This window comes from Shewanella sp. 492, assembly GCF_059338445.1.
In genome coordinates this window covers 3,492,117-3,506,887 of record NZ_CM181702.1, presented here as the reverse complement: position 1 = coordinate 3,506,887, position 14,771 = coordinate 3,492,117, and the positions used below count along the sequence as shown (strand labels likewise).

Annotated in this window: 13 protein-coding genes; 8 read left to right on the top strand and 5 right to left on the bottom strand. The window is 47.4% G+C overall.

Annotated elements, in window-relative coordinates:
• The first annotated feature begins 65 nt into the window (after positions 1-65).
• Positions 66-1,241, top strand: a complete 1,176-nt coding sequence (locus AC5YBX_RS15445; RefSeq protein ID WP_494520778.1) for a type III PLP-dependent enzyme — start codon at positions 66-68, stop codon at positions 1,239-1,241.
• A gap of 554 nt (positions 1,242-1,795) precedes the next feature.
• Positions 1,796-2,554 (top strand): uridine phosphorylase, encoded by a 759-nt coding sequence (gene udp / locus AC5YBX_RS15440; RefSeq protein ID WP_475515006.1) that lies wholly within the window; start codon positions 1,796-1,798, stop codon positions 2,552-2,554.
• A 162-nt stretch (positions 2,555-2,716) separates the two neighbouring features.
• On the opposite strand, the gene AC5YBX_RS15435 is transcribed toward udp, so the two are convergent.
• Positions 2,717-3,469 carry an outer membrane protein OmpK gene (locus tag AC5YBX_RS15435; protein ID WP_475515005.1) on the bottom strand — a complete coding sequence of 251 codons (753 nt, stop codon included), beginning with the start codon at positions 3,467-3,469 and terminating at the stop codon, positions 2,717-2,719.
• Positions 3,470-3,751: 282 nt separating this feature from the next.
• Between AC5YBX_RS15435 and AC5YBX_RS15430 the strand changes: the two genes are divergently transcribed.
• The 6 genes from AC5YBX_RS15430 to AC5YBX_RS15405 all read left to right on the top strand — a co-directional run bounded on the left by AC5YBX_RS15430 (position 3,752) and on the right by AC5YBX_RS15405 (position 10,242).
• Positions 3,752-4,207: an NfeD family protein gene (locus tag AC5YBX_RS15430; protein ID WP_494520779.1), complete on the top strand. Its 456-nt coding sequence runs from the start codon at positions 3,752-3,754 to the stop codon at positions 4,205-4,207.
• Between the two features lie 31 nt (positions 4,208-4,238).
• On the top strand, positions 4,239-5,165 hold the full coding sequence (locus AC5YBX_RS15425) for an SPFH domain-containing protein (protein WP_110457040.1): 927 nt from the start codon (positions 4,239-4,241) through the stop codon (positions 5,163-5,165).
• Positions 5,162-6,097 (top strand): SPFH domain-containing protein, encoded by a 936-nt coding sequence (locus tag AC5YBX_RS15420; protein WP_110457041.1) that lies wholly within the window; start codon positions 5,162-5,164, stop codon positions 6,095-6,097. The genes AC5YBX_RS15425 and AC5YBX_RS15420 overlap by 4 nt, the downstream gene beginning before the upstream one ends.
• Positions 6,098-6,235: 138 nt before the next feature.
• Positions 6,236-8,437: a DNA helicase II gene (gene uvrD / locus AC5YBX_RS15415; RefSeq protein ID WP_494520780.1), complete on the top strand. Its 2,202-nt coding sequence runs from the start codon at positions 6,236-6,238 to the stop codon at positions 8,435-8,437.
• A 105-nt stretch (positions 8,438-8,542) separates the two neighbouring features.
• Positions 8,543-9,403: a 4-hydroxybenzoate octaprenyltransferase gene (ubiA, locus tag AC5YBX_RS15410; RefSeq protein WP_494520781.1), complete on the top strand. Its 861-nt coding sequence runs from the start codon at positions 8,543-8,545 to the stop codon at positions 9,401-9,403.
• A 284-nt stretch (positions 9,404-9,687) separates the two neighbouring features.
• Positions 9,688-10,242 carry a hypothetical protein gene (locus AC5YBX_RS15405; RefSeq protein WP_494523988.1) on the top strand — a complete coding sequence of 185 codons (555 nt, stop codon included), beginning with the start codon at positions 9,688-9,690 and terminating at the stop codon, positions 10,240-10,242.
• Between the two features lie 119 nt (positions 10,243-10,361).
• Here AC5YBX_RS15405 and hemB read toward each other — a convergent pair whose 3' ends face one another.
• The 4 genes from hemB to AC5YBX_RS15385 all read right to left on the bottom strand — a co-directional run bounded on the left by hemB (position 10,362) and on the right by AC5YBX_RS15385 (position 14,676).
• Positions 10,362-11,378 (bottom strand): porphobilinogen synthase, encoded by a 1,017-nt coding sequence (hemB, locus tag AC5YBX_RS15400; RefSeq protein WP_494520783.1) that lies wholly within the window; start codon positions 11,376-11,378, stop codon positions 10,362-10,364.
• Positions 11,379-11,472: 94 nt separating this feature from the next.
• Positions 11,473-13,344, bottom strand: a complete 1,872-nt coding sequence (locus tag AC5YBX_RS15395) for a sensor domain-containing diguanylate cyclase (protein WP_494523987.1) — start codon at positions 13,342-13,344, stop codon at positions 11,473-11,475.
• Positions 13,331-14,140: a TatD family hydrolase gene (locus tag AC5YBX_RS15390; RefSeq protein WP_494523986.1), complete on the bottom strand. Its 810-nt coding sequence runs from the start codon at positions 14,138-14,140 to the stop codon at positions 13,331-13,333. The genes AC5YBX_RS15395 and AC5YBX_RS15390 overlap by 14 nt, the downstream gene beginning before the upstream one ends.
• On the bottom strand, positions 14,140-14,676 hold the full coding sequence (locus AC5YBX_RS15385; protein WP_494523985.1) for a hypothetical protein: 537 nt from the start codon (positions 14,674-14,676) through the stop codon (positions 14,140-14,142). The genes AC5YBX_RS15390 and AC5YBX_RS15385 overlap by 1 nt, the downstream gene beginning before the upstream one ends.
• Positions 14,677-14,771 lie beyond the last annotated feature (95 nt).

The window sequence follows — 14,771 nt, the reverse complement described above, 5'->3', positions numbered from 1 at the left end:
ACTGCGGATGATTTTTAATCAGATTAACTCACACTATTTTATGCTGCTATGGAGATACTGGCGCCATGAGCCAATTTCAATCTATTGATGTTAATGATTATTATGACTCTGAGACATTTGAGCGTATTAAATCGTTTGCCCAAGATAAGCCCACACCATTTGTGGTCATTGATACTCAGATTGTTGCCAAGCAATATCAGGCGATGGTGGATAACTTTCCCTACGCCAGTATTTACTATGCCGTTAAGGCCAATCCCGCGCCGCAAGTGTTAACCCTGCTGCGTGACCAAGGAGCCAATTTTGATATTGCCTCAATTTACGAGCTCGATATGGTCACTGAGCTTGGTGTGGGCTGCGATAGAGTCAGCTATGGCAATACCATCAAGAAGCGCGCCGATGTGCGGGCGTTTTTTGCTCGTGGTGTACGTATGTTTGCCTCAGACTCAGAAGCCGATCTACGGATGTTAGCCGAAGAGGCGCCGGGGGCGCGCGTTTATGTGCGAATTTTAACTGAGGGCACTCATACCGCCGACTGGCCTTTATCACGTAAATTTGGTTGTCAAAATGAGATGGCCTATGATCTGCTCGTGCTGGCTAAGGCATTGGGGCTTGACCCCTACGGGATCTCGTTTCATGTGGGGTCGCAGCAACGTGACATTGGCGCATGGGATTCGGCGATTGGTAAAGTCAAAAGCATCTTCGATCGCCTCAGTGAGGAGCACGGTATTATCCTCAAGATGATTAATCTTGGTGGTGGCTTCCCGGCTAACTATATCGATAAGACCAATCCGTTGGAAACTTATGCCGAGCAGATAACCCACTTTCTGCAGGAAGATTTTGGCAATAACTTGCCTGAAATCATCTTAGAGCCCGGCCGCTCTCTGTTGTCTAATGCAGGGGTATTAGTGTCGGAGGTGGTGTTGATCAGTAAGAAGTCGCATACCGCATTAGAGCGTTGGGTCTTTACCGATGTTGGCAAATTTTCTGGCTTGATTGAAACCATGGATGAGGCGATAAAATTTCCTATCTATTGTGAGCGTCAGGGCGAACTGGATAAGTGTGTGATTGCAGGGCCAACCTGTGACAGTGCCGATATCATGTATGAGCATTACCATTATGGCTTGTCCAGTGATTTAGCCATTGGCGATCGTCTCTATTGGCTCAGCGCTGGCGCCTATACTACCACCTATTCGGCGGTGTGTTTTAACGGTTTCCCCCCGCTAAAAGACTATTATTTATAGGTGTTGCGATTGATAATCCCTCAATGTTAGCGATACAGAAACAGTGGCGAGCCTTACGTGTTAATGCTCGCCAAACCATTAGCAACTAAGGCATTGATTGGCCTAATCAGTAAACCGTCACGGTTCTTTAGCGTCCTTGGTAGTGTATGCTGAATCAATCACTTTGCCTTGTTATGTACAAGCCACTGCCTCCTACCGTTAGCCACTGCTCCCCATCTTATTACCGCAAGCGGCACTATCATCCTTGACTGATATTTATCGGTACTGTTTTTTATTGGTACATTTTTTATTTTAAATTAATAGCTTAGTTGTTGTATTTGTCGTTTTTCAACCCATTCAATCACTGGTGGTTAAATCTGCAAGAATGCTGGAAAGGTGGCTGCCAACTGCTATATTTGCTGTTGCTCCAAGGTAAGTTGTTTGGTAAATCGCTTACAGCAAAACATCTACTGCTGGCAAGCAAAGTGTGATCAAGTTAACCTTACTGGCTTGCATACTAGGTTAAAGTCCGATTTAGCAGAATTTTATAATCAAAACTGAAAGAGGTTTTCATAATGTCAGATGTATTTCATTTAGGCCTGACCAAAGAGATGTTGCAAGGTGCAACACTTGCCATCGTCCCGGGCGATCCTGAGCGTGTTAAGCGAATTGCTGAGCTAATGGACCAACCTACATTTCTTGCTAGCCACCGTGAATATACCAGTTATCTCGCTTATATCGATGGTAAGCCAGTCGTTATTTGTTCAACGGGTATTGGTGGCCCATCAACCTCTATTGCGGTAGAAGAGTTGGCGCAACTCGGCGTTGATACCTTCCTACGTGTAGGTACTACTGGTGCTATCCAGTCCCATGTTAATGTTGGTGATGTGATTGTTACCCAAGCTTCGGTTCGTCTTGACGGCGCGAGCTTACACTTTGCCCCCATGGAGTTTCCTGCGGTAGCCGATTTCGAATGCACTACTGCGTTGGTTGCAGCTACGCGTGAAGCGGGCATCGAGCCACACATAGGTATAACGGCTTCTTCCGATACTTTCTATCCAGGTCAAGAGCGTTATGACACTGTCAGTGGCCGCGTTACCAGTCGTTTTGCGGGCTCAATGAAAGAGTGGCAAGCGATGGGCGTACTCAACTATGAGATGGAGTCGGCGACATTATTTACCATGTGCGCCAGCCAAGGGTGGCGAGCAGGCTGTATTGCGGGTGTTATTGTTAACCGCACTCAGCAAGAGATCCCTGATGAAATCACTATGAAGAGGACTGAAACCAGTGCAGTGTCGATTGTGGTTGCTACAGCGAAGAAGTTGTTGGCATAACGTCTGATATTAGCTGTGGCGTGATAGCTGGCATGCATTTTTACTAGCGATTCATGGTTTCACAGGTATATAAAAGGCGCTGAGTAGCGCCTTTTTGCTATGTACTGTTTGGTCAGCTCGTTAGCGGTAGGTTAACCGCACAAGGCTTACCTCATCTTAGGCTTAGAAGTGATATTTGGCGATCACTGAATAGGTATTTTGATCTACGCCTTTAACGCCATATTTATTTTGCCAGTAGTCATACTCAACACCGACAAATAGTTGGTTTTTCTTGTGTTCGCCGAAGATCGCGGCGCCAAGGTCGTATTTAACCTGTGGGTTAAAGTGGAAGTTCTCTTCATAACCTTGGTTATCGGCAGAAAAGACCCAATCGATATAACCGTCGAATACGATGTTGCTGTTACCTACTGGGAAATCCATTCTAAAGGTGGGAGTCACTTGCCAACCATCGCTTAGGTTACCGCTGCTGATCGCGTCACGACGGTAGGTGTTAATGTTGAAATAACTAAAGTAAGGCACATTAAGGTCCATACCGATACCATACAAGAAACTGGTAACTGGGCCTTTACCTTCTTCAAGCATAAATGCCCAAGATAGATCGGTTATTGGACCAAAGCCAATTGCTTGACCGCTGATCTTACTTGCACTTAAACGTGTTGAAATTTCACCATACGTGGTGTCGTCTTCAGACAGGTTTGAGCCGTGAAAGTAGGTGATATCTTGGAATGCAAACCAATCACCATAGATCCAAGCGCCTGCGGTTTCGACAGTCACGGTTGTTTGTTTGTCCGATGCAGCAAGATCATAGTCATTACCGTGCAATGCCGTTACACTCAGATCCCACCACTGTACTAGCTCATCAGCCATAGCGGGTTGTGCTACTAAGAGAGCAAGGGCAAGCCAATTCTTTTTCATCAATCTTCACCTTATTTTGAGTTTTTATTCGGACGTAATTTAAAACAGTCGTTATATTATTTGAGTTGTGGTGGTTAGGTTAAATGGTCACAACCCCACAGCGGCGGCAAGTATAAATGATTTATCGATGCGGCCAAAACACTAAACAATGCGCAAGGCTAATAATTATGGACTCTGTGGTTAAGGCCACGATTTACAGACCGGATGCGTGACATAATATGTCGCGCGCGGTGATAAGAGCTGTTATAGTCAATATTTAATGCGCTTATTTCAGGGGGAAATATGGTGTTGTCAAATCCGATAATGGTATGGCTAATGATTGGCATAGTGCTGATGTTAGCTGAGATTGTATTGCCCGGTGGCATTGTTATTTTACTGGGGGCAGCCTGTGTAGTGGTGGCCGGAGCGTTAGCCATTGGCTGGGTAGAAGGGCTAGTGCAAGCGCTGACCTTGTGGTTTATTGCCTCCATGGTGTTGCTGTTAGGCTTTCGCCACGTCACACAAAAGTTGGTCGGCGGTGATTCACATATTGATAATACCGATGAGGAGATGGATTTATATAATCAAACCGCGGTAGTTAAAACGGTGATTGGCCCGGCACAGAACCGCGGGAGAGTTGTATTTCAGGGGAGTGAATGGCCAGCGCTAGGCGATGGTAGCGAGATCCCTGTCGGCGCAAAAGTGAGAGTGATATGTCGTGATAATATCGCCTTGGTAGTTGAACCAATATCAGAATAATAGCGATACGCTATGTAAAAGGATGGAATCTATGTTTGTATTTACCTTAGTGGTGTTATTTGTTTTTTTTATTTTATACAAATTACTGTTGATCGTGCCGATGCGTGAAGTCAATGTGATTGAACGTTTGGGCAAATTTAGGGTGGTGTTGCAACCCGGCTTTCATTTTCTAATTCCTTTCTTCGATCGAGTCGCATACAAGCATGACACCCGCGAACAAGTGCTCGATGTACCACCGCAAAGCTGTATTTCAAAAGATAATACCCAGCTAGAAGTCGATGGGCTGGTGTATCTCAAGGTGATGGACGGGAAACTGGCCAGTTATGGCATCGAAGATTATCGCCGCGCCGCAGTTAACTTAGCCCAGACCACCATGCGTTCAGAGATCGGTAAGTTAAGTTTAAGTCAGACTTTTTCTGAGCGTGACAGCCTCAATGAATCAATCGTGCGAGAGATAGATAAGGCGTCCGATCCTTGGGGGATCAAGGTGCTGCGTTATGAAATTAAAAATATCACCCCCTCCTTTAAAGTGATCCACACCCTCGAAAAACAGATGGAAGCCGAGCGCCGTAAGCGCGCCGAGATAACCTTAGCCAATGCCGAAAAAGCCGCGATGATTAATCTGTCTCAAGGTGAGCGTCAAGAAGCGATTAATATTTCTGAAGGTCAAAAACAGAAACGCATCAATGAAGCCCAAGGCACGGCGCAAGAGATCGCCATTATTGCCAGAGCCAAAGCCGAGGCCATGACCCAGGTGTCTCAAGCCCTTGCGTTAGAGGGAGGCAACGAAGCGATGAATATGCAGCTTAAAGAGCAATTTATTGTGCAGGTTGGCAAAATACTTAATAAAGCCGATATCTCAGTGGTGCCCGCCGAGCTGGCGAAACTGGAAGGTTTCTTCGAAGGGATGGAGCAAGTGACCCAAGCAGTTGGGCAAGCAAAAGGAGAACGCTCATGATTGCAGGTATCGATACAGACTTAATTGTCATGGGGATTTGGGGATTAATTTTTGCGATTTTCGTGATCAAGTTATTTCAATCTATTCGCTTGGTGCCGACAAAGTCGGCATGTGTGGTTGAACGCTTAGGTAAGTATCACTCGACGCTGGATGCCGGCTTTCATGCCTTAGTGCCCTTTGTCGATAAGGTGGCGTATGTCCATGATCTTAAGGAGGAGACCATAGATGTACCGCCGCAAGAGTGTTTCTCTAGCGATGAAGTCAATGTGGAAGTCGATGGGGTTATCTATATCTCGGTAATCGATCCGGTAAAGGCCAGTTATGGGGTGACAGATTATCGCTACGCCGCCATTCAGCTTGCGCAAACCACCACGCGTTCAGTGATAGGTACCTTAGATTTAGACCGCACTTTTGAAGAGCGTGATGTGATTAGCGCTAAAGTGGTCGAGGTGTTAGATCAAGCGGGCGCTACATGGGGAATTCGGGTGCACCGCTATGAGATCAAAAATATTACCCCGCCAGAAACCGTGAAGAATGCCATGGAGATGCAGGTCAACGCCGAGCGTGAGCGCCGTGCCCTGTTGGCAAAAAGTGAAGGTGATAAACAGAGTAAAATTAATCGCTCTGAGGGGATTAAAGCGGAAACCATTAACCATTCAGAAGGTGAAATGCAGCGCCGCATAAATGAAGCCGAGGGTAAAGCAGAAGAGATCTTAGCCATCGCCAAGGCAACTGCCGAGTCGATTGAGCGTATCGCCCAGGTGATCTCAGCGCCCGGGGGGAAAAACGTGGTGCGTATGCAGCTTGGTGCTCAGTATCTGCAGCAGTTTGATGGTTTAAGCCAGAATGCTAGCAAGATAGTGCTGCCGGGCAATATGATGGACTTTGAGCATTGGATGGACAGCATGGGGTTGGAAGAGAGTAAAGATTAAGTAGCCCATTGAACGGCAAAACCGGTGCCATTGCGCCGGTTTTTTTATGTCCACACTAGGGTGCGTTAAAAGCCACGCAGCGTATGACCTAGGCGCTGGCTCCTGTTATACTGCCTGCTTGATTTTTTGGAGGCAAGAATGGACGTATCTTCTTTACTTGACGGCTTAAACGATAAGCAGCGCGAAGCCGTTAGCGCACCACAATCTAGCATGTTGGTGTTAGCGGGCGCGGGCAGTGGTAAAACACGCGTATTGACCCACCGCATCGCTTGGTTGATGCATCATGAGCAGCAGAGCCCCTATTCTATTCTTGCGGTCACCTTTACCAACAAAGCCGCCGCCGAGATGCGTGAGCGGGTAGAGAAGGTGAGTGGCAGTAATATGGGCCGCATGTGGATAGGCACCTTCCACGGCCTAGCGCATCGTTTGCTGCGCACCCATTATCAAGACGCTAACTTGCCTCAAAGCTTCCAAATTCTTGATTCTGACGATCAGTTGCGCTTGATTAAACGTATTTTGAAAAGCCTTAACCTTGATGAAAAACAGTACCCTCCGCGTCAAGCCCAGGGCTATATCAATGGTAAAAAAGATCAAGGTTTACGCCCTAAGCATATCGATACCACAGGTTTTCCTATCGAGCAAAATCTGCTGAAGATCTATCAGGTATACCAAGAGTCTTGCGACCGCGCTGGGCTGGTGGATTTTGCCGAGATCTTGCTGCGAGCTCATGAGCTGTGGCTCAATAAACCGCATATTTTAGAGCACTATCAAGCGCGTTTTAAAAATATTCTTGTGGACGAATTCCAAGATACCAACGCTATCCAATATGCGTGGATCCGCGTGCTGGCGGGTAACAGCGCCAATGTGATGATTGTTGGTGATGATGATCAGTCCATTTATGGCTGGCGCGGCGCGCAGGTCGAAAATCTGCATAAGTTCTTAGACGATTTTCCCGACGCGAAAACCATACGCCTAGAGCAGAACTACCGCTCCAGCGCCAATATTTTGAACGCCTCGAACGAGCTGATCGCCAACAACCCCGATAGACTCGGTAAAAAGCTGTGGACCGAAGATAAAGCCGGTGAGCAAATTGGGCTTTACTGCGCCTTTAACGAAATGGATGAGGCGCGTTTTATTGTGGGCCGTATCATGGACTGGCAAGATATGGGCGGCAATTTAAGCGATTGCGCGATCCTTTATCGCTCTAACGCCCAATCACGGGTGCTTGAGGAAGCCTTGCTGCATAAAGGCATGGCTTACCGTATTTATGGCGGTTTGCGCTTCTTCGAACGCCAAGAGATTAAAGATGCCATGGGGTATCTGCGCCTCATCAGTAACAAAAATGATGATGCCGCTTTTGAACGTGTCATTAACACGCCCACTCGTGGCATTGGCGGGCGCACTCTGGATATTTTACGCTCAACGGCGCGCCAGCAAGAGTTAACCCTATGGCAGACCTGCTTGTCGGTGCTCGACGAAAAGTTGCTCAGTGGCCGAGCGGCGAATGCGGTGCGTGGCTTTATGGATCTTATCGTTAACTTGCAACAAGATACCGAGTCGCAATCTTTGCACCGTATGACTGATCATGTGATCCAAGCGTCTGGCCTCAAAGCCATGTATGAAGCCGAAAAGGGTGAGAAGGCCCGCGCTCGAGTGGAAAACTTGGATGAGTTGGTAACTGCGGCGCGCACCTTTGTGATGCCAGAAGATCTGGAAGATATGGGCGAACTCAACGCCTTCTTGTCCCATGCGGCGCTCGAAGCGGGCGAAGGCCAAGCCGATGCCTTTACCGATGCGGTGCAATTAATGACGCTGCATTCGGCCAAAGGGCTTGAGTTTCCACTGGTGTTTATGGCGGGCGTTGAAGAGGGGATTTTCCCTAGCCAAATGGCGATGGATGAGGGTGACAGGCTCGATGAAGAGCGCCGCCTCTGTTATGTGGGCATGACCCGCGCCATGAAGCAGCTCTATATTACCTATGCCGAATCGCGGCGCATCTATGGCCGAGAAAACTTTGCCAGACCATCACGGTTTATCAAAGAGATCCCCAGTGAATATGTGCAAGAAATTCGCTTAAAGGCACAGGTAACTGCGCCGACTAATCGGTTTAGTAACCGGATTAATAATGCCATTAGCGAGAGTCGCAACCGCCCTGTAAGAGCCGTTGCTGGCCATGAATCTGGTTTTAGTATTGGTCAACGGGTGGTGCATTTTAAGTTTGGTGAAGGAAAGGTTATTGATCTTGAGGGCAACGGCGAGCAAGCGGTTATTGAAGTGAACTTTGACGATGTCGGCCGTAAACGGCTTAAAATTGCCTTTGCTCGCTTAGAAAAGGTATAGCCATGGGTGGTACAAATGGCTTGAAAGTGGTCGTATGTCAGTCATAATGTCAGCCATATTGACCTCAGATCACAGGCCAAGCGGTGTTTAAGGGAGCCTCATCAGATGAACTTACGGGATAAAATTAACGCCTATTTGCGTCTTGCACGCATGGATCGGCCCATCGGTACCTTGTTGCTGCTATGGCCTTGTTTAATGGCCCTTGTACTGGCGGCTGGTGGTATGCCAGATACTAAAGTACTGATTATTTTTATTATTGGCGTGGTAGTGATGCGTGCGTGTGGCTGCATCATCAATGATTATGCTGATCGTCATGTCGACTCTTATGTCGAGCGCACTAAATCACGACCTTTAGTCAGTGGTGAGGTGTCGGTAAAAGAAGCGCTGTGGCTATTTGTGGCATCAGGCTTGTTGGCGTTTGGGCTAGTGCTGATGCTTAATCCATTAGTGGTGCAACTGTCGGTGGTAGGGATTATTTTGACCATCATCTACCCCTTTACCAAGCGCTTTACCAACATGCCGCAGATGTTCCTTGGTATTGTGTGGAGTTGGTCAATTCCCATGGCCTATGCGGCGCAAACCGGCGAGGTGCCAGCAGAAGCCTGGTGGTTATTTGCGGCCAATTGGTGTTGGACCGTTGCCTACGACACCATGTATGCCATGGTCGATCGTGATGATGATTTGAAAGTCGGTATTAAATCGACGGCGATTTTATTTGGCCGTTTCGATCGTCAGATGATTGGTTTATTTCAATTAGCCGCCCTTGGTTGTTTTATTATGGCGGGCTTAAGTGCCCAGCGTGGTTTGGTTTTTGGCTTAGGCATCATCACCTTTGTTGGCTTTAGTCTGTACCAGCAAAAGTTAATTTATGGTCGCGAGCGCGCCCCCTGTTTTAAAGCCTTTTTAAATAACAATTGGGCTGGGTTAAGCCTGTTTATGGCATTGGGTGTCGATTATTTGATTTAAATACATGGTGCTGACGACCGCCGACATAACTGAATGAGTCATTATAGGGATACCTGTAATGGCTTTTTTTTATGGGGCGGTATTTGATTGGTATAAGAAGTAGTTATGCGTGTAATGATTCATTTTAAGAGTGGTTCGCAGAAAAAAAATAGCATGTGCAGCGGCAGTCGCAACGGGGTGGTCTAAGCTTAGGTGAAGAGATATTTGTTGAAATCATCAGCTACACATGAGTATAAATTGTTGTTGGATGTGATAGTGACGATGAGGTTATGCAGGAGATTTTCATGCTTAACACCGACGTTGCATTTGAGGTGGGGCAGTGGCAAACCTATGAGCTAGCGTTGCTCCTTTCGGCTGTAGGGCTAGTGCTGTTTTGGTTGGGGATCTCTTTATTTAAACGCCGCGGAGTGGGGTCTTGGGTTGTGGTGCTATCTCTTAGCAGTGGCTTGATCACACTATGCTATTTTAGCCGCTCAGATGCGATGGCGTTACAACAGCTTTTGCTGCAAGGGCAGCAAATTGAAGTGGTCAATGGAGAGCTAAATTACGGCGAGTATCATTTTCCATATTTGGCGAAACATGAAATAGATTACCGCGAAATTCATCTCGATAAACGTACCATCAAACTGTATCACTCAGGCCATCTACCTAGCACTCGTTGCTATCGTGGCTTATATAGCCATAATCGCCTCAACACCCACAGTAATGTGCGTCTCTATATTCATTGGTTTGATACCCCATACAAGTACCGTCAGCAAGATTACACTCTCAGGGCACCCTGCATCTTGAAAGTCGAGCAGTTACATGATGAGGCTCGGCTGACTGTGGCGAGCAATTAACACTGCAGCCGATATTTCCCGCCATAGATCAATCCACTAAAATAATCTGAATTCGAGCAGGCACAAAAAAGCCAGTTGGTATAAGCAACTGGCTTTTTACATTATCGACACTGAGCTTATCAGCTGTTATCGCCTTCTTTTAGCCACTGAGCGGCACGTTTAGCGAAATAAGTTAAAATGCCATCGGCGCCTGCGCGTTTAAAGCAAAGTAGTGATTCCATCACGATGGCTTTTTCGGCTAACCAACCATTTTCAATGGCTGCCATATGCATGGCATATTCACCACTCACTTGGTAAGCGAAGGTCGGCACTGCGAGCTCACGCTTAACGCGAGTGACGATATCAAGGTATGGCATGCCAGGTTTAACCATCACCATATCGGCACCTTCTTGAATATCGAGGGCGACTTCATGAAGCGCTTCATCACTGTTAGCGGGATCCATCTGGTAGCTGTGTTTGTTGCCACCCTTTAGGTTGCCTGCCGAGCCAACGGCGTCACGGAATGGGCCATAGTAGTTTGATGAGTATTTAGCCGAGTAGGCCATGATTTGGGTATTAACGTGACCGGCTTCTTCAAGTGCCTTACGGATAGCGCCAATGCGGCCATCCATCATATCCGATGGCGCAACGATATCTGCACCAGCTTCGGCATGTGAAAGTGCCTGCTTAACTAAGATCTCGGTGGTGATATCGTTAAGAATATAACCTTCATCATCTATGATGCCGTCTTGTCCGTGGGTGGTAAATGGGTCGAGGGCAACGTCGGTCATCACACCCAATTGTGGAAACGCTTCTTTTAGTGCACGTACGGCGCGTTGGGCTAGCGCATCGGCGTTATAGGCTTCTTCCGCCATTAAGGTTTTTTTCTCAGCGGGTGTCACAGGGAACAGCGCCACAAGTGGAATGCCTAGCTTAACCAGTTCTTCAGCTTCTTTAAGTAGCAAATCAATGGAGTAGCGCTCAACACCTGGCATGGATTCTACTTTTTCGGTGCGGTTATTGCCCTCGAGTACGAACATTGGGTAGATTAAGTCGTTAACCGAAAGTTGGTTTTCGGCCATTAAACGGCGACTAAAATCATGTTTACGCATGCGGCGCATTCTGCGCTGAGGAAAAGCACTGGTAATGATGTTCACATTCGACTCCTAATTTAGGGTTACAGACTTAAATGAATTGTAGGATTTGAGTTGGCGATTGTGCCAAGTCGTCACCGATAAAGCTAAGTATTTTCTACTGTTCGATATCTACCGTATAGACACAGACGCGATTACGGCCGCTATTTTTAGCATGGTAAAGCGCCTTATCGGCTCGTTCGACCAAGGTGTTGATCTGTTGGTCATCGACAATCACCTCGGCATAAACACCAATACTAATGGTCAGCGGAATTGCATTGGGCCCCCAACTCAGTGGCAGTTGAAATACGGTTTCTCTTATTGATTCAGCGACTTTTTCGGCGCCTTCAATAGAGGTGTTGGGCAGTATCATAGCAAACTCTTCACCGCCAAAACGTGATACCAGATCACTTGGACGCCTTAATTTTTGCTTTAACGCTTGGGCTATTTGCTTCAGCGCTTGGTCGCCAGCAAGGTGGCCATAAGTGTCGTTAATGGCTTTAAAGCGGTCGATATCGATCATTAAGATGGTGAGCGGCGTTTGCTGGCGACGACTCAGGCGCCCCTCAGCTTGTAAACGCTTTTCAAATGCGGCGCGATTCTTCACCCCAGTGAGGCTGTCGACGGTGTTTTGCTCGGTCAACTTTTGATTAGCTTCATTAAGCTCGCGTAGGGCAATTTCCAGCTCTAAGGTGCGCTCTTGTACCATCTGCTCGAGTTTTTCATGGCTATTAGCCTCCATTTGAATGGCTTCTTCCCTAGCTTGGCGAATGCGCTTGGATTGTTGTAATGCTTGTTGTTGTATTTTGAGCTTAGTCTTTCGCTCATCATTGTAGCGCAGCGCTAGGATCGCGGTCATAAAGAGGATTTCAAAGTTAAGCCCTATCATCATTGGCGTTTGCGGCAAGACAGGCAGATTCACCAATCCTAAATACATCATGGCAGTAACGAATGATCCGATTAAGGTGCCCGACCACGCAAAGGTGTAGAGCTTGGCCAATTTATGGCCTTGCAGACTGAGCTTAACGGCTATCACCATTAGTAACAGGCTTATGGTAAGCACAGCGATAATATCCAGTGTTAAGGCGAACGGGTAACTGATAAAGGGCACCAGTAACGTCAGTAGCACTGCGCCAGTGGCACTGTAGCGACATAGCTTTAGCATTAATAAATTATTGTTTTTCAGTTGCAGCACTCTTTCTGAAAAAAGCAAAATAAAGGTCAGGCCGATAGGGATTAGTAGCGGGATGAGCTCCTCTTGTATCGTTGGCCAGTCGGGCCACATATAACGTGCAGGCAGACCATGCAGCGTTGCAACCAGGAGTGTCGCTGTCAATACATAACCCGCATAGAGGCTGTAACTGGGCGAGCGTGATATAACGGCAATAAATAGGCTAAGCAGGCCAATGGCAAGCAAGGCGCCAAGCTGTAACCCCTGATACAAGGACTGGCTTTCGGTGGTTCTGATCATGCCGTTGGGGGATTTAAGAGCGAGCGGGATACTCGCGCTGCCTTGAGTCTCGATGCGTAGGTAAAAGGTATGCACTTGGTTGGGGAGCAAATCAAACGGATAAATAAACTGGTTATGCACCATAGGGCGTAAAGAAAAGGGGTAAGCATCACCCATTTCTAGTAGGAGCATCTGCTCGCCGTGAGGCTGATGATACAGACGAATCTTATCTAAATGCGGATTACCTAGGGTTAAGTAACGCTGGATTTTTTCACCTGTGGCATTGTATAAACTGAACTTAATCCAAAAAGGTTTGTTGGTGAGTGCCTGATTTAAAAGTGGAGCTCTTCTCCCCCAGGATGTTGAGTTTAGCTCTTTGATGTCATCGATTTTAGTGTGATTGTCCTCTTGCATGTAATAGATGCATGGCGATAGGTCGATGACATCGTCATTCTCGACGGGCAGCAGTTGGTGGGCGAAGCTGCTACTTGAGAGGCTGGATAAAATGAAGATGATGAACAACGAACTAAAATGCTTCATAGTTCGCCTGTAAAGCAAAAAATGCACAACTATTAGCGTAGGCTTGGGCCGCGAACTCATTGGCGGTTTGGCCTCTAAGTTGAGCAATATATTGACTAATATAGGGCAGATACTGCGGCTTATTTTTACTCGACTTAGGTTTGGGGCGCATACTGCGTGGCAGCAGGTAAGGGCTGTCGGTTTCGACCATGATACGATCTGCTGGAATATCGCCAACCAAGGAGGCCAACTCTGCGCCGCGTCGTTCATCACAAACCCAACCCGTGATACCAAGATGCAGGTCGAGTTCAATATAGCGTTCTAGGCTGTGCCTATCACCCGTAAAGCAGTGCAATAAGGCGCCTTTGAGCTGAGGACGATACTCTTTAAGGATGGTGACAAAATCTTGGTGGGCATCGCGTTCATGCATTAATACTGGCATATTGAGATCAACTGCCATCGCCAATTGCTGGGCAAAGGCGCTGCGTTGCATTGGGCGCGGCGAGAAATCGCGATTATAGTCTAAACCACACTCACCGATGGCCACGACGGCCGGATGTTGCGCAAGCTGGCCTAAGCGAGCAGAGCTGTTAGCGTCCCACTCGCTAGCATGGTGTGGATGCACCCCAGCCGTAGCAAATAGCGCCTCAGGGTAGCACTGCGCGCAATCAATGGCTTGCTGGCTTTCATCTAGACTACTGCCAATGACAATGAGCGGCGACACCCCTTGGGCGGCCGCTGCGTGTATCACGTTATCGATATCATTTTTTAATGCACTGCCAACTAAGTTAACAGCGATATCTATATGACTTGGCATTAGTTAATACGTTTAACCCTAATAGTGGTATTGCTGCCCTCTTTGCCAAGCAAAAAGGATCCCAGTGCCGCGCGTTCAATTTGTACTTTATCGCCGCTAGATACTCGAAAGCGCCTGCTGTCGATCTGCTTCCATTGTTGGCCATTTTCGAAGCTCAGTCTCAAGGCGCCATAGGGGTCTTTATCGACCTGTGTGACCGTAAGCCACATGGCATCTATCTGCTTTTGTTTGACGATTTTACCAAAGTTTTCTTGGGCTGACTCTTTAGCTTGTGCCGATTCCGTGGTAGACGAAGCAACCAGAGGGGCTGGCGCTACAATAGGGAGAGTGGCTGCGCTTACATCCGTGATGACTTGTTGTGCATTGCGATTCATCGCTGTTGCAGCAAGAGCGTCATAACACATGAGTCGCTCAAGTTTATCGGTTTTGACAGCGCATTGAGCGAGCTGTTGTTCGATACCGGCAACGGCGTGAAGAGAAAGCAGTAGGCTTGAAAGCGTTATCCAGCGTAAACCTTTAGTAAAGCAAGAGGTCATGAAAAACTCCTTTTTATTATTGGTGTTAAGTAAACGAGTCTCTCAAAAACGAACAGCTACCCGAATTGGATAGCTGTTCGTGTAAGCCATTAACT

Coding starts and splice junctions, on each gene's coding strand:
- AC5YBX_RS15430 (WP_494520779.1), top strand. CDS start 3,752: ATGGTGTTGTCAAATCCGATAATGGTATGGCTAATGATTGGCATAGTG.
- AC5YBX_RS15420 (WP_110457041.1), top strand. CDS start 5,162: ATGATTGCAGGTATCGATACAGACTTAATTGTCATGGGGATTTGGGGA.
- uvrD (WP_494520780.1), top strand. CDS start 6,236: ATGGACGTATCTTCTTTACTTGACGGCTTAAACGATAAGCAGCGCGAA.
- AC5YBX_RS15405 (WP_494523988.1), top strand. CDS start 9,688: ATGCTTAACACCGACGTTGCATTTGAGGTGGGGCAGTGGCAAACCTAT.
- ubiA (WP_494520781.1), top strand. CDS start 8,543: ATGAACTTACGGGATAAAATTAACGCCTATTTGCGTCTTGCACGCATG.
- udp (WP_475515006.1), top strand. CDS start 1,796: ATGTCAGATGTATTTCATTTAGGCCTGACCAAAGAGATGTTGCAAGGT.
- AC5YBX_RS15390 (WP_494523986.1), bottom strand. CDS start 14,140: ATGCCAAGTCATATAGATATCGCTGTTAACTTAGTTGGCAGTGCATTA.
- AC5YBX_RS15395 (WP_494523987.1), bottom strand. CDS start 13,344: ATGAAGCATTTTAGTTCGTTGTTCATCATCTTCATTTTATCCAGCCTC.
- AC5YBX_RS15425 (WP_110457040.1), top strand. CDS start 4,239: ATGTTTGTATTTACCTTAGTGGTGTTATTTGTTTTTTTTATTTTATAC.
- AC5YBX_RS15385 (WP_494523985.1), bottom strand. CDS start 14,676: ATGACCTCTTGCTTTACTAAAGGTTTACGCTGGATAACGCTTTCAAGC.
- AC5YBX_RS15445 (WP_494520778.1), top strand. CDS start 66: ATGAGCCAATTTCAATCTATTGATGTTAATGATTATTATGACTCTGAG.
- AC5YBX_RS15435 (WP_475515005.1), bottom strand. CDS start 3,469: ATGAAAAAGAATTGGCTTGCCCTTGCTCTCTTAGTAGCACAACCCGCT.